This window comes from Ensifer sp. ENS07, assembly GCF_014852185.1.
In the GTDB taxonomy this organism is placed as follows: Bacteria; Pseudomonadota; Alphaproteobacteria; order Rhizobiales; family Rhizobiaceae; genus Ensifer; species Ensifer adhaerens.
This window is the reverse complement of record NZ_JACVBE010000009.1, coordinates 91,406-112,245: the sequence shown is the minus strand read 5'-3', so window position 1 is coordinate 112,245 and position 20,840 is coordinate 91,406. Positions and strand designations below refer to the sequence as shown.

21 protein-coding genes are annotated in these 20,840 nt (G+C 62.8%); 12 read left to right on the top strand and 9 right to left on the bottom strand.

The window, feature by feature from the left end; translation table 11 throughout:
- The first annotated feature begins 101 nt into the window (after positions 1-101).
- Positions 102-2,114 carry a beta-galactosidase gene (locus IB277_RS24525; RefSeq protein ID WP_034805840.1) on the top strand — a complete coding sequence of 671 codons (2,013 nt, stop codon included), beginning with the start codon at positions 102-104 and terminating at the stop codon, positions 2,112-2,114.
- 108 nt (positions 2,115-2,222) lie between these two features.
- On the opposite strand, the gene pcaF is transcribed toward IB277_RS24525, so the two are convergent.
- The 3 genes from pcaF to IB277_RS24510 are packed head-to-tail and all read right to left on the bottom strand — an operon-like array spanning position 2,223 to position 5,082.
- Positions 2,223-3,428, bottom strand: a complete 1,206-nt coding sequence (gene pcaF / locus IB277_RS24520) for a 3-oxoadipyl-CoA thiolase (RefSeq protein ID WP_113079285.1) — start codon at positions 3,426-3,428, stop codon at positions 2,223-2,225.
- The gene (locus IB277_RS24515; RefSeq protein ID WP_060522042.1) at positions 3,428-4,210 is read right to left on the bottom strand and encodes a CoA-transferase subunit beta; all 783 of its coding nucleotides are present in this window, start codon (positions 4,208-4,210) and stop codon (positions 3,428-3,430) included. The genes pcaF and IB277_RS24515 overlap by 1 nt, the downstream gene beginning before the upstream one ends.
- Before the next feature lie 11 nt (positions 4,211-4,221).
- Positions 4,222-5,082 carry a CoA transferase subunit A gene (locus IB277_RS24510; protein WP_192371985.1) on the bottom strand — a complete coding sequence of 287 codons (861 nt, stop codon included), beginning with the start codon at positions 5,080-5,082 and terminating at the stop codon, positions 4,222-4,224.
- Between the two features lie 180 nt (positions 5,083-5,262).
- Here IB277_RS24510 and IB277_RS24505 point away from each other — a divergent pair, with 180 nt between their 5' ends.
- Together IB277_RS24505 and IB277_RS24500 are read left to right on the top strand one after the other, a co-directional pair.
- Positions 5,263-6,018, top strand: a complete 756-nt coding sequence (locus tag IB277_RS24505) for an IclR family transcriptional regulator (RefSeq protein ID WP_060530464.1) — start codon at positions 5,263-5,265, stop codon at positions 6,016-6,018.
- A gap of 89 nt (positions 6,019-6,107) precedes the next feature.
- Positions 6,108-6,770, top strand: coding sequence for a sulfite oxidase-like oxidoreductase (locus tag IB277_RS24500; RefSeq protein ID WP_113079287.1), 663 nt, complete (start codon positions 6,108-6,110; stop codon positions 6,768-6,770).
- On the opposite strand, the gene IB277_RS24495 is transcribed toward IB277_RS24500, so the two are convergent.
- The gene (locus IB277_RS24495) at positions 6,755-7,420 is read right to left on the bottom strand and encodes a TetR/AcrR family transcriptional regulator (RefSeq protein ID WP_060530466.1); all 666 of its coding nucleotides are present in this window, start codon (positions 7,418-7,420) and stop codon (positions 6,755-6,757) included. The genes IB277_RS24500 and IB277_RS24495 overlap by 16 nt on opposite strands.
- Positions 7,405-8,874 (bottom strand): amidase, encoded by a 1,470-nt coding sequence (locus tag IB277_RS24490; protein ID WP_113079295.1) that lies wholly within the window; start codon positions 8,872-8,874, stop codon positions 7,405-7,407. Before IB277_RS24490 ends, IB277_RS24495 begins: the two co-directional genes overlap by 16 nt.
- A 31-nt stretch (positions 8,875-8,905) precedes the next feature.
- Between IB277_RS24490 and IB277_RS24485 the strand changes: the two genes are divergently transcribed.
- Both IB277_RS24485 and IB277_RS24480 read left to right on the top strand, forming a co-directional pair.
- The gene (locus IB277_RS24485; protein WP_060530467.1) at positions 8,906-9,349 is read left to right on the top strand and encodes a hypothetical protein; all 444 of its coding nucleotides are present in this window, start codon (positions 8,906-8,908) and stop codon (positions 9,347-9,349) included.
- Positions 9,349-10,287, top strand: a complete 939-nt coding sequence (locus IB277_RS24480) for a sterol desaturase family protein (RefSeq protein WP_060530468.1) — start codon at positions 9,349-9,351, stop codon at positions 10,285-10,287. The genes IB277_RS24485 and IB277_RS24480 overlap by 1 nt, the downstream gene beginning before the upstream one ends.
- A gap of 47 nt (positions 10,288-10,334) precedes the next feature.
- On the opposite strand, the gene IB277_RS24475 is transcribed toward IB277_RS24480, so the two are convergent.
- A complete protein-coding gene (locus IB277_RS24475) occupies positions 10,335-11,783 on the bottom strand; it encodes an NCS1 family nucleobase:cation symporter-1 (protein ID WP_060530469.1) in 1,449 nt (482 codons plus the stop codon).
- Positions 11,784-12,020: 237 nt separating this feature from the next.
- On the opposite strand from IB277_RS24475, the gene vapB reads away from it, so the two are divergent.
- Positions 12,021-12,254 carry a type II toxin-antitoxin system VapB family antitoxin gene (gene vapB / locus IB277_RS24470; RefSeq protein WP_034805861.1) on the top strand — a complete coding sequence of 78 codons (234 nt, stop codon included), beginning with the start codon at positions 12,021-12,023 and terminating at the stop codon, positions 12,252-12,254.
- The gene (vapC, locus tag IB277_RS24465; protein WP_060530470.1) at positions 12,254-12,661 is read left to right on the top strand and encodes a tRNA(fMet)-specific endonuclease VapC; all 408 of its coding nucleotides are present in this window, start codon (positions 12,254-12,256) and stop codon (positions 12,659-12,661) included. Before vapB ends, vapC begins: the two co-directional genes overlap by 1 nt.
- Positions 12,662-12,671: 10 nt before the next feature.
- Here the strand turns inward: vapC and IB277_RS24460 are convergent, their stop codons facing one another.
- Complete coding sequence (locus IB277_RS24460) at positions 12,672-13,559, bottom strand: helix-turn-helix domain-containing protein (RefSeq protein ID WP_060580989.1); 888 nt, start codon at positions 13,557-13,559, stop codon at positions 12,672-12,674.
- Positions 13,560-13,687: 128 nt separating this feature from the next.
- Here IB277_RS24460 and pobA point away from each other — a divergent pair, with 128 nt between their 5' ends.
- Complete coding sequence (gene pobA, locus IB277_RS24455; RefSeq protein WP_060580988.1) at positions 13,688-14,860, top strand: 4-hydroxybenzoate 3-monooxygenase; 1,173 nt, start codon at positions 13,688-13,690, stop codon at positions 14,858-14,860.
- On the opposite strand, the gene IB277_RS24450 is transcribed toward pobA, so the two are convergent.
- Together IB277_RS24450 and IB277_RS24445 are read right to left on the bottom strand one after the other, a co-directional pair.
- Positions 14,854-15,396, bottom strand: a complete 543-nt coding sequence (locus IB277_RS24450) for a GNAT family N-acetyltransferase (protein ID WP_192371984.1) — start codon at positions 15,394-15,396, stop codon at positions 14,854-14,856. The two genes, pobA and IB277_RS24450, sit on opposite strands and share 7 nt — an antisense overlap.
- A gap of 85 nt (positions 15,397-15,481) precedes the next feature.
- On the bottom strand, positions 15,482-16,396 hold the full coding sequence (locus tag IB277_RS24445) for a LysR substrate-binding domain-containing protein (RefSeq protein WP_192371983.1): 915 nt from the start codon (positions 16,394-16,396) through the stop codon (positions 15,482-15,484).
- Between the two features lie 300 nt (positions 16,397-16,696).
- On the opposite strand from IB277_RS24445, the gene IB277_RS24440 reads away from it, so the two are divergent.
- From IB277_RS24440 to IB277_RS24425, 4 genes are all read left to right on the top strand, one after another.
- Entirely contained in the window at positions 16,697-17,803 is a 1,107-nt protein-coding gene (locus IB277_RS24440) for an extracellular solute-binding protein (RefSeq protein WP_060522058.1), read from the top strand.
- Between the two features lie 113 nt (positions 17,804-17,916).
- Entirely contained in the window at positions 17,917-18,903 is a 987-nt protein-coding gene (locus tag IB277_RS24435) for an ABC transporter permease (protein ID WP_060601618.1), read from the top strand.
- Positions 18,903-19,697, top strand: a complete 795-nt coding sequence (locus tag IB277_RS24430; protein WP_034805885.1) for an ABC transporter permease — start codon at positions 18,903-18,905, stop codon at positions 19,695-19,697. Before IB277_RS24435 ends, IB277_RS24430 begins: the two co-directional genes overlap by 1 nt.
- Complete coding sequence (locus IB277_RS24425; protein WP_060580985.1) at positions 19,697-20,779, top strand: ABC transporter ATP-binding protein; 1,083 nt, start codon at positions 19,697-19,699, stop codon at positions 20,777-20,779. Before IB277_RS24430 ends, IB277_RS24425 begins: the two co-directional genes overlap by 1 nt.
- Positions 20,780-20,840: the final 61 nt, after the last annotated feature.

Genomic DNA, 20,840 nt, shown 5'->3' with positions numbered 1-20,840 from the left:
CATTCATGCCCTTGAATATAAACGTTTATATTCGAGGGCGCACAGACAAAACCCGAGGTCGGACCCAACCGGCCGTAAGACATGACGAAGGACCGGAACCCGTGCACATGCCCCTGACGAGATCGAACCGCTTCAACGCCAAAGAACAGCAGACGGACATGCTGGAACTCGGCGTCTGCTACTATCCGGAGCAGTGGCCGCGCGAAAAATGGGAAGAGGATGCCCGCCGCATGGTCGAGCTCGGCCTTGCCTGGGTGCGCATCGGCGAATTCGCCTGGGCGAAGATCGAGCCCCGCTCGGGCGAATTCCACTGGGAGTGGCTGGACGACGCGATCGAGGTGCTCGGCAAGGCCGGTCTTAAGGTCATTCTGGGAACACCGACCGCCGCACCTCCGAAGTGGCTGATCGACCGCTACCCGGACATCCTGCCCGTCGACGTCAAGGGTGTGGTGCGCAAGTTCGGCGCCCGCCGTCACTACTGCTTCTCCAGCCGCCGCTACCGCATCGAGGCGGCGCGGATTTCCGAAGCCATGGCCGAGCGCTACGGCAAAAACGCCTTCGTCCATGCCTGGCAAACCGATAACGAGTACGGCGACCACGACACGATCTACAGCTATTCCGACGAGGCGCTGCGCGCCTTCCGCGAATGGCTTGAGGCCCGCTATGGCACGGTCGACGAGCTGAACCGCGCCTGGGGTACGGCCTTCTGGGCGATGAACTATCTGAGCTTCGACGAGGTCGAGCTTCCGAACAACCTCGTCGAAGAGCCGAGCCCGACCCATATCGTCGACTACATCCGCTTCTCCTCAGACCAGGTGAAGAGCTTCAACAAGGCGCAGGTCGACATCATCCGCAAGCACTCGCCGGGCCGTCCGGTGACGCACAACTTCATGTCGCAGAACACCGACTTCGACCATTACAAGGTCGGCGAGGACATCGATATCGCGTCGTGGGACGTCTATCCGATGGGTGGCCTGCTCAATGGTCGTCTCTCGTCGGAAGACAAGGGCCGGTATCTGCGCGTCGGCGATCCCGACCAACCGGCCTTCAACCACGATCTCTACCGCGCCGTCGGCAACGGCCGCGTCTGGGTGATGGAGCAGCAGCCGGGCCCGGTAAACTGGGCCTCGCACAATCAGTCGCCGGCCGACGGCATGGTGCGGCTCTGGACCTGGCTCGCCTATGCCCACGGCGTCGACATGGTCTCCTATTTCCGCTGGCGCCAGGTGCCGTTTGCGCAGGAACAGTTCCATGCGGGTCTGCTGCTTCCGAACAGCGAGGCTGACCAGGGCTATCTCGAAGTCGCGCAGGTTGCCGAGGAAATGAAGCGTCTGCCGAAGGGTGAGCGCCGCGAGAAGGCGAAAGTCGCGATCCTGCTCGACTACAATTCGCGCTGGGCGACCCGGGCGCTGCCGCAGGGCCGCACCTATCTGGCTTCGCAGATCGCGCTCGACTGGTATTCGACCGTCGCCCGCCTCGGCGTCGATGTCGACATCATCGGCCAGCACTCGGACCTCGAAGGCTACCAGCTGGTGCTGGCACCCGACCTCGTGATCCCCGAACAGGCCTTTGTCGAAAAGCTTGCGGCGTCGGGTGCCAAGGTGCTTTTCGGACCGCGCAGTGGCAGCAAGACCGAGGACATGCATATTCCGGAGGGCCTGCCGCCGGGTCCGCTCGCCGCGCTGATCGACGTCAGCGTCGCGCGTGTCGAGTCGCTGCCGGAATTCCACGGCGAGAGTGTGCTTTACGGCAACGAGACCTATCCGGCCGGCGTCTGGCGCGAGACGGTTCGCACCAACGAAACCGTGCTTGCGACCTTCGAGGGCGACTATCGCAATGGCGCTCCGGCGCTCGTCGGCAACGACAAGGCACGCTACATGGCAACGGGTGCACGCGGCGAGCTCTTGGACAAGGTGATTGGCGATGCGCTCGGCTGGGCTTCGGTCGAGGCGCTCGCCGATCTTGGCGATCTGCGCATCACCCGCCGCGGCAAGCTCACTTTCGCCTTCAACTACGGCAAGACGGCCGTGGACGTGCCGGCGTCTGCGGGCGCAACCTTCCATGTCGGTGGCCGCAAGCTCGGCCCGGTCGACGTCGCGATCTGGTCGGAGTGACCGGAAGGCAGATTATCGCCCGCCGACCGACGCAGCACCCAAAAGCAAAGAGCCCGGCCTTGGAAACAGGCCGGGCTCTTTGCGTTTCATACGGTACTTTTTCCGTGGTCAGACCCGTTCCAGCGCTACGGCGATGCCCTGGCCGACGCCGATGCACATGGTCGACAGCGAATAGCGCCCACCGGTCTCGTGCAGTTCGAGTGCCGCCGTGCCGGTGACGCGGGCGCCAGACATGCCGAGGGGGTGGCCGAGTGCGATCGCGCCGCCGTTGCGGTTAACGCGCGGGTCGTCGTCGGCAATGCCGAGGTCGCGAAGCGTGGCGAGCCCTTGCGAGGCGAAGGCCTCGTTGAGTTCGATCACGTCGAATTGCGCCTGCGTGAGACCGAGGCGGGCCATCAGCTTCTTCGATGCCGGAGCCGGGCCGAAGCCCATGATGCGCGGCGGTACGCCGGCGGTAGCCCCACCGAGGATGCGGGCGATCGGCCTGAGGCCGTATTTCTTCGCTGCCGCTTCCGAGGCGATGATCAGGGCCGTTGCGCCATCGTTGACGCCGGAGGCGTTGCCGGCGGTCACCGTGCCGCCTTCTTGTCTGAAGGGCGTGCCGAGCTTGGCAAGCACCTCCATCGTCGTCGCGCGCGGGTGCTCGTCGCGATCGACAATAACGGGCTCGCCCTTGCGCTGCGGGATCGTCACCGAAACGATCTCTTTCGCCAGCCGGCCATTGGCCTGCGCAGCCGCTGCCTTTGCCTGGCTGCGCACAGCAAACGCATCCTGGTCTTCGCGGCTGACGTGAAAGTCAGCCGCGACGTTCTCGCCCGTCTCTGGCATCGAATCGACGCCATATTGCTTCTTCATCAGGGGATTGATGAAGCGCCAGCCGATGGTCGTGTCGTAGATTTCGGCGTTGCGGGAGAAGGCGGCATCGGCCTTCGGCATCACGAAGGGCGCGCGTGACATGCTCTCGACGCCACCGGCGATCATCAGCTCGGCTTCGCCCGATTTGATGGCGCGGGCTGCCGTGATGACCGCATCCATGCCGGAGCCGCAAAGCCGGTTGATCGTCGTGCCGGTGACGCCGACCGGCAGGCCGGCCAGGAGCAGTGACATGCGGGCGACGTTGCGGTTGTCCTCGCCCGCCTGGTTGGCACAGCCGAAGATCACGTCGTTGACGGCGTCCCAGTCGACATCGGCATTACGCTCCATCAGGGCGCGAAGTGGGACCGCGCCGAGATCGTCGGCCCTGACCGATGAGAGTGAGCCGCCGAACCGGCCGATCGGGGTGCGGATGTAGTCGCAGATGAAAGCCTCGGCCATCACGCAGCCTCCTTGTCGCCCTGATGCGCCTTCTTGGTGCGAGCGTTGATGTCACGAAGGGTCTTGAGTTCGAGTTCGGACGGGGCCGGCGTCTCGATCACTTCCTCGGCGAACCTGATCGCCCAGCCGCAATTCTCGACGATCTGCTCGCGCGTGACGCCGGGATGGATCGAAACGACGGTCAGTTCCTTGGTTTGCGGATGCGGCTCCAGGATGCAGAGGTCGGTGATGACGCGCGTCGGTCCCTTGGTCTTCATGCCCAACCGTTCGCGGTGGTCGCCGCCGTCGCCGTGGCCCATGGAGGTAATGAAGGGCAGCTTCTCGACGAAGCCGCGCCTGGAGAGCGCCATGGTGATGAAGATGCGGCCGCAATTGGAGGCAATCTCCGGAGCGCCGCCACCACCGGGCAGACGCACCTTCGGGTGGTCATAGGGGCCGACGACCGTGGTGTTGAGGTTCGCGAACTTGTCGATCTGGGCGCCACCGAGGAAGCCTGTCGTGATACGCCCGCCCTGCAGCCAGTAGCGGAACATCTCCGGCACCGACACGGTGAAAAGGGCCGTGTCGCAGAGTTCGCCATCGCCGATCGAAAGCGGCAGCACATCCGGCTTGGTGCCGACCGTGCCGCTCTCGTAGATCAGCGTGATATCGGGTGCATGCGTCAGCCGCGCGACGTTGCAGGCGGCCGAGGGCGCGCCGATGCCAACGAAGCAGACGTCGTCGTTGGAGAGCGCCCGGGAAGCGGCGATGGTCATCATTTCGGTGGGGGTAAAATCGCTCATCCTATCCTCCCTCAGGCCGCTTTTGCCGGTTTGTTGCCGGCATGCTTGGCGAAATCTTCCGGCTTGGCGTCGAGCACGTTTTCCTTGATCCAGGCGGTGAAGCTATCGCGGTCGCGGGCGATCTCGTCCCAGCCGATGTAGAAGGCGTTGGAGCGCGGATAGTAACCGTGCGCATAGGACGGGAAGGCGCCACCCGGAACGTGGGCAACCGATGTGACGGCCCAGCTCGGCAGTACGAGGGAATTGGGCGACGGAGGGTCGAGTTCGTCGACGATCTCCTCGACCGTGACGATCGAGCGCTTGGCGGCAAGAACCGCCTCCTTCTGCACGCCGACGATGCCTTCGATCAGCACGTTGCCCTTCCTGTCGGCGCGCTGGGCGTGGATGATCGTGACGTCAGGGCGGATCGCCGGTACGGCCGCAAGCACTTCGCCGGTAAACGGGCAGGTGACCGACTTGATGTTGGGGTTTACCTTCGGCAGGTCGGCGCCGATGTAACCACGCAGCGTCGCAAACGGCAGGTTGGCGGCACCCGCCTCATAGGCGTTGGCCATCGCCGCGTGGGAATGCTCTTCGATCTCGAGCGGCCGCGGCCACTGGTTTTCGACGGCGTCGCGGAAGCGATGTAGCGAGCCGACGCCGGGATTGCCGCCCCAGGAAAACTTCATGCCACGCGCCGCACCCACGCCGATCAGCTGGTCATAGAGAATGTCCGGCGTCATGCGCAGCAGATAGAGGTCCTTGCGACCCTGGCGGATCACCTCATGCCCCGCGGCATAGGGGATCAGATGGGTGAAGCCTTCCATGGCGACGGTGTCGCCATCCCTGACATTGTCGCCGACAGCCTCGGCGAGCGAAACGATCTTCGCCATGTTTCCTCTCTTGGTCTCAGTGATCTGTTCGTGGCCTTCGTCGCCCCACGGGCAGCCGGCGCCTTCCTCTTCCGGATGCCAATAAGCGCCGATCGAAACGCTCGGTCAAATATTTTGTGCGATATTTGACTTTTGTTCGTATATCGCACAAAATCGTTGGCGATGATTTGGGAGGCAAGGATGCGTGAAACGGACTTCGTCAGCGGCTTTGCGCGCGGGTTGGCAGTGATCGAAGCCTTCGATGAAACCCGGCCGAAACTGTCGATCGCCGAGGCGTCAAAGATTACCGGGCTTGACCGGGCGACGGTGCGCCGGTCGCTGCTGACCCTCTCCGAGCTCGGCTATGCAGACTATGACGGCAAGTTCTTCGCGCTGACGCCGAAGATCCTGCGCGTTGGCCATGCCTATCTCTCGGCAACGCCGCTGCCGACGATCATCCAACCTTATCTCGACCAATTGTCCGACCGCGCCGGGCAGAGCGCCTCGGCCTCGGTCTTGGATGGAACCGAGATCGTCTACATCGCCCGCGCCTCGCAAAAGCGGGTGATGTCGATCAACCTGACGACGGGGTCGCGCCTGCCGGCCTATTGCGCCTCCATGGGGCGGGTATGGCTCGCGGCACTGCCGGAGCATGAGGCACGAGAGATCCTTTCCCGATCGAACCTCAAGACAAACACGCCCTATACGAAGACCGATCCGGAGGACCTGATCGCCGAGTTTCGCCGTGTGCGCGACCAGGGCTATGCGCTGATTGATCAGGAACTGGAACTCGGTCTCTGTTCGATCGCAGTGCCGCTCGAAAACGACCGCGGCCGGATCGTTGCGGCGCTGAACATCGGCGCGCCGGCAGCCCACGTGGCCGCAGCGGAGATGGTCGAGCGTTACCTGCCGCTGCTCAAGGAAACGCAAGCGGCGCTCCGGCTGGTGCTGAGATAACAACTTTTGAAGCTGCGCTTGACCTTCCGCCGTCGCGCCCTTCTTACTTTCGCTTGGCGAGTGAATTCGGGGTTGGGGAGGAGAGCATCATGACCGACGACGCGCATCCGCCGGAAACCAAGCTCACGACGACGAAGCGGCGCTGGGCCGCCGATGGCAAGTTCCTGACGGGGCGGATCGTGCGCCCCGAGGACGAGCGCCTTCCGCCCGGGCAACATCTGGTCAAGGACTGGCCGGTGCTCGACCTCGGCCAGCAGCCGATCATCCGGACGGAAAGCTGGCGGCTCGATATCACCGGTCACGTCGAGCATCCCCTGTCGCTCGACTGGGCCGCCTTCAAGGCTTTGCCGCAGAGCGACCGTCTCTCCGACATGCATTGCGTGACGACGTGGTCGCGCTACGACAACCGCTGGCAAGGCGTGACCACACGTGATCTGCTCGACCAGGTGATGCCGAAGGCTGAGGCGAGCCATGTCATGCTGACGAGTTATGACGGCTACACCACGAACATGCCACTTGCGGATTTCGCCTCCGAAGACGCGATCCTTGCGACCGACTGGGAGGGCCAACCGATCGGCCGCACCCATGGCGGACCGATGCGGCTCGTCGTTCCACATCTTTATCTGTGGAAGAGTGCCAAGTGGCTGACGCGTATCGATTTTCGCGAAGGCGACATGCCCGGCTTCTGGGAGCGGAACGGCTACCACATGCGCGGCGACCCGTGGCGCGAAGAGCGCTATTCGGACGACTGATCGGGGCCTGTGAAGGCTTGACGATCACCGCCCAACGCGTCCGGGTCCAGAAGCGATTGCAGCCCCGCAAGCTGGTAGCGCCAGAAGAGGGAAATGGCCGACTGGATAGACGGGGCGTCGCTGTATTCGCTGAGCGTATCGGCAATGGTGTCCAGCGTTCGAGTGAAGGTTCGCTCGAGCATGAAACCCATCAAAGGCGTCAGGGCTTGCTCGCCGCCCTTGTCGGTCAGGTAGCCGGAAGCCAGCCGCACCATCTCCCGGATCATCAGCTTGCGGACATGGGCGTAGCGCGTCCCATCGGCCCCGCGAAGCAGGATCAGCACCACGAGCCGCTGGTCGATCCAGAAGGACAGCAGCGCCCGGGCACGTTCGGATCCGGAAGCATCGGCCTGCAGCCAATCGCCGATCGATCGCAGTTCTCGTACACGGGCGCGCAGCAAGCGCAACAATCGCCCGGCGAGCGCCGGTGTCACGATCTCATAAAACAGCGCTTCCTTGTCGGCGACGTACTTGTAGATGTTGCTCGAACTCGTACCCGCCCGTTCCGCCACATCGGCCAGCCGGGCCTTTTCGAACCCTTGCTCGGCAAACACCGCTGCCGCTGCCGCAAGCAGACGCTCGCGCACTTCCTGCTTCAGGCGCTGGGGCATGCGAGCCTTTCTGCAAGCTCGGTGAGCCTTGGTTGCCAGGGGGCAGCTTCTTCCAGCTGGAAGGCGAGTGAGAAGAGCAGCGCGTCCTCGCCCGTTGCTGCAGCGAAATGGCAGCCGACCGGCAGCCCCTCGCGCGACCAGCAAAGCGGCACCGACATGGCGGGCCATCCGGCAAAGGACGCCACATTGGTGAAGCCGGCGAGGCGTTCCGTAAACGCGATGAGTTGGTCTGCATCCTCGGTCGGTCCTTGCGTCCCCAGCGGAAAGGCCGTGAAGGGGACGGTGGGCGAAAGCAGCACGTCATAGCCGGAGATCGTCTGATTTGCGCTCGCCTCGGCCCTCTTCGTCGCGCCGATCGCCTCCATGATTGCCGCCTCCGGCAGCCGCCTGGCGCGGCGGACGAGCTCGACCGTGTAGGGCTCGAACAAGGTCTCGTCGAAGGCGCCGCCCATTGCGGCCGCGACCTGGTCGAACAGGCCGGACAGAACGATCCCGGTCAGATTGAAAAAGGCACGGCTGGTTTCCTGCGCGTTGACGTCAGGCCCCGCGCATTCGACGACCTCGTGCCCCAAAACCGTGCACAACGTGATCGCCGCGTTGAGCGCGTCCTCGACCGCTTCAGACACGCCGCGCCCGAAAACATCATGGCGATAGACGCCAATGCGCAGCCGCTTCTGCGGGCCGCGGCGCATATCGTCGATCGCAGGCATTGGCCGCGCCAGGTCCTGCCGCTCGGTCGCCGCCAGCCACGCGGCGCTGTCGCGCACGGAACGGCTGACGCAATGGTCGCTGATCAGCCGCGCCGTCGGCATCGCCGGCGGCAGGCCGGCATTCACCGTGCGGTCCCGGCTCGGCTTGAAACCGAATAGCCCGCAGAACGAGGAGGGGCCACGGATCGAGCCGCCGCCGTCGGACGCGTGGGCGATCGGCACCATGCTGGAGGCAACGGCCGCCACCGCGCCGCCGGACGAGCCGCCGGTCGAAAGGGCAAAATTCCAGGGGTTGCGCGTCGCGCCATGGGCGAGGGTTTCGGTGGTGCCGAGCAGGCCGAACTCCGATGTGGTCGTCTTTCCAAGAACGATCAGACCGGCCTTGTCGATCGCGTCCGTGTAATCCGATCCGGCTGGGGCGGGCTGTCCCTTGAAGAGGCGAGAGCCGAAGCCGGCCTGATGGCCGGGATAGGCAAGCAGATCCTTGAGCAGGGTCGGTACGCCCGGGAACGGCATGTCCGCGTGCGGCCGAAGAGCTCCGGCGCACTTGCGCGCGTGGTCGAAATTCGCGGATGCAAGGGCGTTGACGTGCGGCTCGACCCGCTCGATGCGCCGGATGGCGGCATCGACGAGTTCGAGCGGCGAGGCTTGGCCCGTCGAGACGAGACGCGCCTGTTCCGTTGCGTCCAGCGCGGAAAAGTCGTCCGTTTCCTGTTGCGAAAATTCGGGATTGGGGGCGCGCATCTGTCCAGCTTCCATTGACGATGAAAAGAGAATGCTGGATTCTCTTTTCATCGTCAATGAGCGGTTGCATCCGCAAGCGACTGATTGCATCTTCCCGTCTCCTGCAATGCTGGTGCAACCCACCCCCCGCAAAGCTCGTGCAACGTTTCAACAAAGGACGTTGTCGATGCGCCTGGCCATTTTACCGATGTGGATGATCCTCTTCAGCGCGAGCCCGAGCCATGCCGAAGAAAAGGGAATGTGGATTGCGGACAATCCGTATCGGACCGTGCAGCCTTTGTACGATCCCTGTCGTGATGGTCGGCTAAGTGATGGAACGCCGCGAACCTGCGCCGAGATCAGACGCATGTACCGGCATGGACGAGGCGGCTGGTCCGAGCAGGACCATCGCCTGGATGCATGCAGCAACGGACGCGTCAGCGACGGTCGGCCGCGCACATGCCGGGAACTGCTTGAATGGATGGAGCATCGTTGATGAAGGCAGAGCGCAGAGCCACCGTGTCGAGGCTCGGACAGGTTTTCAGATTAGTGCTTGGGTATCTGTCCTGGCCGCTGGTGCTTTTCGGTGGACTGCTCGGCGCCTACTACGCGTTCGCGAGCGCAGAGCCTATGGTCGGATTCGTGGCGGTCTATGCGGCTGCCGTCTTCATCTTGTTTCTTCTCGAACGCTACATTCCCTACGAGCGGGGCTGGCTGCAATCGGATGGCGAAACGGTGAACGATATCGGCCACACGCTGGCGACGAAGGGCCTGCTGCAGGCGGCTGGCCTGATCGCCGCCGTCTTTCCCATGTATGCCGCCAACATCCTGCAGCCGCTCGCAGCGCTCAAGTTTGGTCTCTGGCCATCGGATTGGCCGATGGTGTTTCAGGTGGCTATCGCCGTGGTCGTTGCCGAATTCGGCCTCTATTGGTCGCATCGGATCGCCCACGAAAAGCTGTTCTTCTGGCGGTTTCACGCGCTGCATCACAGCGTCGTTCGGCTCTGGGTCATCAATACCGGCCGCTTCCACGTGGCCGATTCGCTGTTCAAGATCGCCATGAGCCAGATCCCGCTCTATTGCCTGGGCGCTCCGTTGCACGTTTTCTGGTGGCTCGGCGCGGTCACGGCCTTCATGGGCATTCTTACCCATTGCAACGTCGACATGCGCACCGGCCCCTTCGACTATCTCTTCAGCACGCCGCGGCTGCACCGCTGGCATCACTCGAAGGACCTTCGCGAAGGCAACATGAACTACGGCGAGAACGTCGTGGTCTGGGACCTTTTGTTCGGCACGTACTACAACCCTGACCGTCCGTCCTCCACTAACATCGGCATCAAAGGCCAGATCGCCCAAGGCTTCCTGGCACAACTGGCGCAGCCCTTCACCAAGAACGGCGTTCGCGAAATCCTCGGCCTCCCGAAGAAAAACTGAAAATGCGACAGCATGCCCGGTGTTGAACCGGGCATGCTGCGCAATAACTAGGCCGCAAAGGCCGGCTTGCGTGCGCCGATCCTTAAGACGTAGTAGATCGCCCCGCCGATGGCGACGCCGAAGAACCAGCCATAGATTCCCCACCAGGCGGGCAGGATGTTGGTGAAGGTCGGCAGGATCGAGGAGAACAGCGCGCCGATGGCAAAGGCGATAAAGGCGCTGCCGTGCCAGCCGCCCTGGAAGCGGAACTCGCCCTCCTCGTGATAGAGTGCTTCGACATTCAGCTGGCCGCGGCGGATCAAATAATAATCCACCATCATCACCCCGAAGATCGGCCCCATCGTCGAGCCGATGAAGTTGACGAAATGCGCAGCCCCCGTTTCCCAAGGGGCGAACGGATAGAGGATGAGCGCAATCAGCGCCGCAATGTAGCCGCCGCGCTTGAAGTTGATCTGCCGCGGAAAGACGTTGGCAAAGTCGAAGGCCGGCGACACGAAGTTCGCCACCACGTTGATGCCGAGCGTCGCGACGGCGAAGGTAAGGGCTGCAAGCAGCGCCAGGAACCAGCTGTCGAATTTCGCCGAAATCTGGTCCGGATGCAGCAGCACTTCGCCATAGACGGCAAAGGCGGCGGTCGTCGTCACGCCGGCGACCAGGCAGAAGGCGAGCAGGTTGATCGGCAGGCCCCAGAGATTGCCCTTGCGTAGCGTCTTCACGTCGGTTGCATAGCGCGAGAAGTCGCAGAAGTTCAGATAGAGCGCTGCGAAGTAGGTGATCCAGGTGGCGGCGACCGCGGCCAGCGCCGGGAAGCTGCCGGGCTCCCACGGAACGCCTGCGTCCTTGGTCTTTTCGACGAGCACGTCGCGCGGGATTTCCGAACCGAACGAGAACGTCCCTGATTTGACGATCAGGTAGACGGCAAGGATCAGCATCATGATCCAGACGGCCGGGCCTGCCCAATCCTGGAATTTGCGAACGGTCTCCATGCCGCGCTGGATGATAAGCAATTGCAGCGACCAGACGACGACGTAGCAGATGACCTCAAGCGTCGAGTGGCCGAGCATGTGGCTGTTTTGATGGAAGGCCAGCATGCTTTCGTTGCGAATGAGAAGCGCCACGATCGCGCCGGAGGCAGCCGCTGTCTGGGCGCCGTACCAGAAACAGGCGACGACGGCGCGCACCAGCGCCGGAACGTTGGCGCCGAAGGTACCGAAGGAGGCGCGGGCGAGAACGGGGAAGGGCACGCCGGTGCGTACGCCCGCATTGCCGACAAGGCTCATCAGGAAGAAGATCACCAGCGAGCCGATGCCGATCGCGATGACGAAGTTTATGAAGCTGCCGCAGAGCAGGAACAGGCTTGCTGCGAGGTAGTATCCCCACAGGCTATGCACGTCGGATGTCCACACATTGAAGATGCTGAAAGCGCCCCACCGGCGCTCCTCGGCCGGTGCCAGATCCTCGTTGTACAACGAGGGCGACGGATCGCGTACTGCCATGTCTTCCTCCGTATTTCCTCCGGATCCCCCTCGGACCCGATCTTGATTCTGCTCCCGTTTTGAGTCGTTGCAAAAAGCTTTTTGGATCGTCGAGGTGGGGATGCAGTGGCACCGAACGTGACAAAGCGGCCTCGCAGAACTGCGATCGGCAGCCGCGAAAGGTCGCGTATATCCCATTGACATATCCTGTGGCTGAAACCATCTTGGATATATTCAAGGTATATCCCGGAGGCGACAATGTCGGAACAGGGCGCAGTTTTTCTCACCAATCGTAGTCAGGCGATCCGGCTGCCGAGGGCCGTAGCGCTTCCGGAGGACGTCAAACGCGTCGATATCGTCGCGGTGGGGCGAACGCGCATCATTACACCCGCAGGCGAGGCCTGGGACAGTTGGTTCGACGGCGAGCTCGTCACAGCCGATTTCATGGTGCAGAGAGAGCAGCCGGAGGCCCAGGAACGCGAGCCACTCTGATGTTGAAATACATGCTCGACACCAATATCTGCATCTACACGGTCAAGAACCGGCCGCAGCAGGTTCGTGAGGCGTTCAACAGGCATCACGGCCAACTGTGCATCAGCTCGGTCAGCCTGATGGAGTTGATCTACGGCGCGGAAAGATCCGCAATGCCCGAGCGTAACCTATCGGTCATAGAGGGGTTTGCCGCGCGTCTTGAGGTTCTCAACTACGATCAGGCGGCAGCCAGCCATACCGGACAGTTGCGCGCCGAACTCGCCCGCAGTGGCACGCCGATAGGGCCTTACGATCAGTTGATCGCGGGTCATGCACGGTCTCAAGGCTTGATCCTCGTGACCAACAACCGGCGGGAGTTCGATCGTGTGCCCGGCTTGCGAGTCGAGGACTGGACCGCGGCGCCCTGACCCCGCCTTCCTACGCACCGAGCCTGTCTCGTTCCGCAAGCCGCCAGGCGCGGGGCGTCACGCCCGTCTGGCGCAGGAAAAAGCGGGAGAAATACGCGGGGTCTGCGAAGCCGAGGCGGAAGCTGATTTCCTGGACGTTGGCGCGGGTGAAAACGAGCTCGCGCTTTGCTTCGCCGACGAGCTTTCGCGAAATCATCTCGTGCGCGCTGAGGCCGGCAACGGCGCGCGTGATCCGGTTGAGATGGGTTTGCGACAGGCCGAGTTCGCGGGCATAGGCGGCGGCCGGCCAATGCGAGCGGAGGTGCTGCTGCAAAAGCGCCTGGAAGCGCTGGACCCGCCGCTCGTTTTCACTCTGGCTGCTATCATCCCGGTCGTCGCTCGTCTCGTCGAGACGGGCCGTCAGCGTCAGCGCGGCGGTCAGGTAGGCGTCCAGAAGATCGGCGCGGTTGCCGCGGCTGGTTTCCCATTCCCTGGCAAGACGTGTGAGGGTTGCTGCGATGTAGGCAGCATCTTCGCGGCCGTCGAGCCGGATCAGGTGCGGGACGGCGAGCCAGGCGCCAAGGCGGCTGCGCTCGCCGGGCGTTGTCTTCAAGTGCGAAGCAAGGATGGTGAAGACGAAGCCGTCAGTGTCGCGCGAGAAGCGGAAGCCGTGGCTGAGCGCCGGCGGAACGGTAATGACCATCGGCGGTTCGATCATGTTGACCGCATTGCCAAAGACCGCATCGCCGGAGCCGCCGGCAATGTACAAGATCTGAAAGAAGCTCTCGTGCCGGTGCAGCCCGATCTCCCAGTGGTAGAGGCTGCTTCGTGACGGAATAGTCTCGCAATGCAGCCAGAAATCCGGCCGTTCTCCGGTCTTTTCGCCGTAGAGTTCGTAGGTCGGAACCGTCTTCTTCATACCGCACATCCTGAAGCCATGTTCGATTTGTGCAATTTCATGGCGGATTTGTCCATTGAGAGCGAAGCCGGCCCGGCGCAGATTTTGCCAAAAGACAATTCTGACAAAGAGCAATTCCGGAGGAGAGCATGCGCACCAAGGTCGTCATCATCGGGTCGGGCCCGTCAGGGCTTTTGCTCGGGCAGTTGCTGACGGAAGCGGGCATCGACAATGTCATTGTCGACCGTGTCAGCAAGGACTACATCCTCGGGCGCGTGCGCGCCGGCGTGCTGGAGGAAGGCACGGTCGGCCTGATGGATCGCGCTCAAGCCGGGGCGCGCATGCATCAGGAGGGCCTGCCGCATGACGGCTTCTCGCTCGCCTTCGATGGCCGCGATCACCGCATCGATCTCAGGCAACTGACCGGGGGCAAGCGCGTCATGGTTTATGGCCAGACGGAGCTGACGCGCGACTTGATGGAGCATCGCGAGCGCTCAGGGGCTGTCACGATCTACGAGGCGGCCAATGTCCAACCGCATGATTTCGACGGTCATCTGCCCTATGTGACCTTCGAGAAGGATGGCACGGCGCAGCGCATCGACTGCGACTTCATCGCCGGCTGCGACGGCTTTCACGGGATCAGCCGCAAGTCGGTACCGGAAAAGGCGCTCAAGACCTTCGAGAAGGTCTATCCCTTCGGTTGGCTCGGCATTCTCGCCGACGTGCCGCCGGTCGACCACGAACTGATCTATGCCAACCATCCGCGCGGTTTCGCGCTTTGCTCGATGCGTTCGACGACGCGCAGCCGCTACTACATCCAGTGCGCGGTGAGCGAAAAGATCGAGGATTGGTCCGACACGCGCTTCTGGGACGAACTTCGCCGGCGGCTGCCGTCGCATCATGCCGAAGCAATGGTAACGGGACCGTCCTTTGAAAAATCAATCGCGCCGCTGCGCTCTTTCGTTGCCGAGCCGATGCGTTTCGGCCGGCTGTTCCTGGTCGGCGATGCCGCCCATATCGTGCCGCCAACCGGCGCGAAGGGTCTGAACCTTGCCGCCAGCGACGTGCATTATCTCTTCGAGGGGCTGCGCGAACACTACCAGGATCGCTCGAATGCCGGCATCGACGCCTATTCGGCGCGGGCGCTGGCGCGCGTGTGGAAGGCGGTGCGCTTCTCCTGGTGGATGACGACGATGCTGCACCGTTTTCCGGATACCGGCGATTTCGACCAGCGCATCCAGGAAGCCGAACTCGACTACCTCACCCATTCGGTGGCGGCAGAAACGGCGCTGGCGGAGAACTATGTCGGCTTGCCTTACTGAGCGGCGGCGGTGCGGTCGGCCCATTCGCCTCTAAGCATGCCATAAATCGCTGTGTCCCACCTGGCATCTCCGACCTTGGCGGAGGAGCGTCTGACGCCTTCCTCGTAAAAGCCGAGGCTTCGGTAGGTGCGGATCGCCGCCTCGTTGAACGTGTAGACGTTGAGCTCCAGCCGCTCGAAGGCGGGGTCGGCGAAAAAGCGGCGGGTGACTTCGCTGAGGAAAGGCTGGGCGAGGCCCTGGCCGCGCATGCGTGGATTGATGGCAACCCGGGCGAGGCGGCCGACGCCGTTTGCCCAGTCGAGCGCCACCTGCGCATGGCCGGCGAGCTTGCCGTCGGCGACGCCTGCAAACATCAAGCGCTCAGGTTCGGCACCCTTGGTTCCGGCGAGCATCGCTTCGAGCTGTGCCGCTTGCAGCGGAAAGGAGAGGCCGGGGCCGCCCCATTGCACCAGCGCCTCCAGGCTTGAAAACCAGTCGAGCATCTCGGGGATGTGCGCTTCGGAAAATGCGTCAACAAGGAAGGGAGCGGTCGGCATGGTTCACCATTTTGTCGGGCCCGCAATCTTGGCTGTGGAGCGGGGCTTGTAAAGCCGCGAATTCCGACACACCGCCGAAAGGGCCTCAGTTCGCCTCCATCGCCAGCCGCATATCCTGCACCGTGGCGCGGGTCGCCTCGACATAGGCGTCGACCAGGTGGCGGTTTCTCGTTTCGCGGAGCCAGCAGAGGCTGAGATCCGACGCAATGCTGGGGAGAAACGGCTTGATTGTCAGCCGGTCGCGCTGGCCAAAGGCGAACACCGGATCGACGATCGCGATCCCCAGTCCGTTGGCGACCATTTCGCATACCGCCGGCGCAAGGGTCGCATCCATAATGTAGTTCAACCGCGTGCCATAGCCATCGAGCGTGCTTTCGATCTTCTGCCGGATGCGGTTGTCCGCGGCAAAGCCGATATAGGGCTCGCCGTGGATGTCGGCGGGCACGATCTCCTGTTTCGCAGCGAAGCGATGGTCGCGCGGCGCAATGCAGACGAGGTCTCCGCCGCGCAAGGGAACGCACTCGATGTAGGGGTTGTCCGTATTGCGGTTGATGAGGCCGATATCGACCTGCTTGGAAAGCAGCCACTCGACGATGAACTGCGAACTGCGGATCACGACCGAGATGTAGGCGTCGCCGTGCCCCGCAAGAAAGCGCTTGTTGGTGTCGCTGATGAAGAGGCCGGAAAGCGCCGGCATCACACCGACCGAGATCTGCCCCAGTTCCTCGCGCCGGATCAGGTCGACGGCGCGCTCGATCTGCTTGATGCCGGCGAAGACACGATCGATCTCCTTGTAGAGCCGCATGCCATGCTCCGAAGGAATGAGCCGCCCCTTGATGCGGTCGAAGAGTTCAAGCTCCGTATCTTCTTCCAGATGCGCCAGGAGCTTGCTCACGGCGGGTTGCGAGATATGCAGCACTTCCGCGGCACGGCTGACCGTGCCGCATTCGATCACGGCTTTAAGAGCCTCGATTTGTCGCAGGTTCGGTGCGCGCTTCATTTCATAACTTCATTCGGGGCAAACTTGCCCATACCCTAGCTTTGCGCGCGGAGGTTGACAATCCGGCCGACCAAGACCCCCGCAAAATATCGCCGTTTGCCGTGCCGGCTTAAATTCTGGGCTATAACCTTTTGGAATGGATGCAGGCTCAAAAACAATTAGACGGACCAAATTTGCTGCGCCAATCTTTATGCAGGCTGCAACTGGATCGATCCGGCTGCGCGATCGGCGACGGGATCAGAAGCGCGTATGCGCGCTCTGGCGCCATCAAGTCACGCTGGGAGGCGAGAGGAGAAACAAATGATTATCGGGCAGAAGATCAATCGCAGGAACGCGCTCAAGCTGTTGGGGGCAGGCGGTGCAACGGTGCTCACCGCGCCTTACCTCATCCGGTCGGCGCGTGCTGAGAGCTCGGTTCTCAACATCACCACCTATGACAAGTTCCTGCCGCAGGATTTCATCGAGCAGTTCCAGAAGGACACAGGCATCGAGGTTCGCATCCGCCTGACCGACGACCAGGGCAAGCAGTACAATCTCTTGACGGCGGAAGGCGCAAACCCGACCACGGACATCGTCACGGTCGCCGGCCACCGCTACGGCCAGTTCATCGGCTCCAAGCTGGTGCAGGCGCTGGATACGGCAAAGCTGCGTAATTGGGCGAACCTCAACCCCGCCTATCAGGACGCCGCCTGGGCGCGCTTCGAGGGCAACCTTTGGGGATTGCCGATCCTTGCCGGCTACGAAGGCCTCGTGCGCAACACCGACTACGTGTCGGAGGCCGACAGCTGGGGCATCATGTTCGACGAGAAGTACGAAGGCCTGACCGCCTATATGGCGGGCGACTTCATGTCGATCACCATGAAGTATCTGGGCCATGACGGCGACTTCGTCACCTACACCGACAAGGTCGAGGAGGCCCAGAAGGCCGCCAGCCAAGCGCGCGACCACCTGATCAAGCACAAGCACATGGTTCGCAAATACTACGATGCGGCCAGCGAAGTGCAGCAGATGTTCATCAACGAGGACATCCATCTGGCGCAGGCCTGGTCGGGCCCGGCCGCCAAGCTGATCATGGACGGCGTGCCGGTCAAGCTCTCCGTGCCGAAGGAAGGCACCTACGGCTTCTGCTACACGCTGAACATCGTCAACAACGCGCCGAACGCCGAGAACGCCTACAAGCTGTTCGACGCGATCCTCGCCAACCCCGAGGTCGGGGCGGCGATGACGCGCACCTCCGGCTTCAGCTCGACGATATCGGGTGTCGAAAAGCTGCTCGACGAGAGGGAGCGGCTGGCATCGACCCTGCCGCAGGACGAGCTCGAGCGCGTCACCTTCTTCAGCTCGCTCAACCGCTCGATGAAGAACGAGATCATCGATCGCGCCGTCGCCGAACTGAAAGCGGCCTAAGCAATCGCATTGCGATGACTGACTGACTGACCTCGCCGTGGCGGCGGGGTCAGAACGGTGACGCATGTTCTGCCAACGCCCGTCGGGTCGCGGACAAGCTTTGGGATAATTCAATGGCCGTGGGAACACATACGGCAGGTGGCGGTCTCCCCGTCCGTGCTGCGCACATGAAATACTCGACCGGGGTCGCAAGGGTGATCAACTCACTGCTCTATCGCTACACCTTGGGCGCCGTTGCCGAGTGGCGATACGGACGCATCCTGCTTTTGGCCGGCGTGCCGGTCGTCTGGATGCTGATGATGCATATCGGCCCCATCTACGAGATGCTGCGCATCAGCCTCCTGTCCAGCTATCCGCCGCAGCCGGGCGTCGAGGCCGAATTCACGTTCGACAACTACGCGCTCTTCTTCAGCGAAAAGCTCTACTGGATGCCGCTGCTGCGCAGCTTCATCTATGCCTCCATCGCAACCGCCGTCACTCTGGTCGTGGTCTATCCGGTCGCCTATTACGTGGCGAAGGTGGTTGCGACCGGCAACAGGTCACGCGCGCTGCTCCTGCTCTTGGCCCCGTTCTGGGCCGGCGAGATCATCCGCATCTTCTCGGTCATCATGCTTCTCGCCAATCGCGGTGCCGTTAACGTGCTGCTCAGGGAAATCGGGCTGACCGAGCGTCCGATCCAGATGCTCTACACCTCGTTTTCGATCAGCTTCGGCCTCGTCTACATGGTCTGCCTTTACATGCTGCTGCCGCTCTATTCGGCGATCGAGAAGATCCCGAAGTCGCTGCTCGATGCCTCAGCCGATCTCGGGGCAGGGCCGTTCAGCCGCTTTCGCCGCATCATCCTGCCGCTGTCGCGCGACGGCATCGTGTCCGGATGCTCGCTGGTCTTCCTCACCTGCATGGGCGTGTTTGCCGCTCCCATTCTGCTCGGCGGGCCGACCACCAGCATGTTCTCCGAAACGATCAGCAGCTTCTTCCACGGCGCCAGCAGCCGTTGGCCGGCCGGTGCCGCCTTCGCGATGATCATGCTTGCCGCATCCCTCGTCACAGTCGGTCTGTTCATGCGGGTCGTCGGCGGCTCGAAGCAAAGGACATTCTGATGCGCGCCCTGTTTCACGATTGGCCCGGGCTGGCCCTCAAGTCCTTCTACTGGCTGTTTGTCCTGTACCTGTTTCTGCCGTTGTCGCTGATGGTGGCGGTCAGCTTCAAGGACGCGAGCTTCATTTCGTTTCCGCTCGGAAACCTGACGATCGACTGGTACGCCAAGGTCATAAAGGACAAGCAGTTCCTGGACGCCTGCCTCTACACCATCATGATCGCCGCGGCGACGACGGCCATTGCAACGGTGATCGGTGTCTGGATCGCGATGCTGATCGGGTCGCTGCGCGGGGCCGCTCAATACGTGGCCTTTGCGGTGGCCTGCCTGCCGGCCGTGGTGCCGGGCATGATCTCGGCGATTTCGCTGCGCATCTTCATCACCACCATCGATCTGCCGACGGGCACGGTCGCCATCATCCTAGGCCACGTCGTCCACGCCGTGCCTTTCGTGGTGGTCATGGTGCTGACGCGGCTGCGCTCGATGCCGGGCAATCTGGTCGATGCCGCGCGCGATCTCGGTGCCGACAGCATCGTCACCTTCTTCCGCGTCACGCTTCCCTATCTGGGACCGGCCATCTTCGGCGGCATGATCTTCTGCCTGCTGCTGTCGAGCGACGACTTCGTCCGCACCTTCTTCCTCGGCGGCTATCGCCCGACGCTGCCGATGCTGATCTTCGCCCGGGTGCAGTCCGGCATGTCTCCGGAGATCAACGTCATGGCGACGCTCGTCCTGGTCGTGACCGCCGTGGTCGGGCTCTACGCAGAATATCTCACACGTCGTTCGAGGATCCGCTGATGCAACCGGTTGTTCAGTTCGAAAATATCCGCAAGAGTTTCGGCAGCTTTGTCGCCGTCGATAATCTCAATCTCAACATCGAGCGCGGCAAGTTCGTCACCCTGCTCGGCCCCTCCGGCTGCGGCAAGTCGACAACGCTGCGCATGCTGGGCGGGTTTGAAACGCCGACCGAGGGCCGCATCTTGCTCTCCGGCCGCGACGTGACAATGGTTCCGCCGAACCGGCGCAACGTCAACATCGTGTTCCAGGACTACGCGCTGTTCCCGCACATGTCGGTCGCGAAGAACATCGCCTTCGGCCTGGAGCTGAAGGGTGTCGACAACCGCCAGATCCAGCGGCGCGTATCGGAGCTTCTGGAACTCGTGCAGCTGCAGGATTTTGCCGGCCGCCTTCCGTCCGAGCTGTCGGGCGGCCAGCGTCAGCGTGTCGCGCTGATGCGCGCCTTGGCGCCCGATCCGGACGTTCTGCTTCTGGACGAGCCGCTTTCCGCCCTCGACGCCAAGCTTCGCCAGACGATGCAGATCGAGCTCAAGGCGATCCAGGAACAGACCGGCAAGACCTTCATGTTCGTGACCCACGACCAGGAAGAGGCGCTCACCATGTCGGATACGATCGTGGTCATGAACAATGGCCGTATCGAGCAGATGGGCGATCCGGCGACCCTCTACAAGCGCCCCGGCTCCGCCTTCGTGGCGACCTTCCTCGGCGAAACCAATCTGTTGCATTCCGACGTCGTCGGTACTGACGCCGGCGAAGCGGCGGTGCGGTGGAACGGCATGACGATCAAGGCGTCCGCCGGCGCGCTCTCGCCCAAGGCCGGCGACGCGATCTACGTCGTCCTGCGGCCGGAAGCGATCCAATGCTCGGCGCAGGAACCGGGTGTCGCCAACCGGATCCGTGGACGGATCCGCCAGCGGGTTTTCAAGGGCAACCACACATCGCTCAAGGTTGAGATCGGGGAGGGGCATCTGCTCAACGCACTCGTCCATCCAAGCGAGGTGGAAGGCTTGAGCCGCGACGACATCTGGGTCGGCTGGTCGTCCGAAGCGACGACGCTCATCCCCGCCCGAAACGCGGCTTAGCCGCAACACCTCGACAGCGGGCGCCCCAGCTGCGCCCGTTACCCGATATCAATGAAAGTGG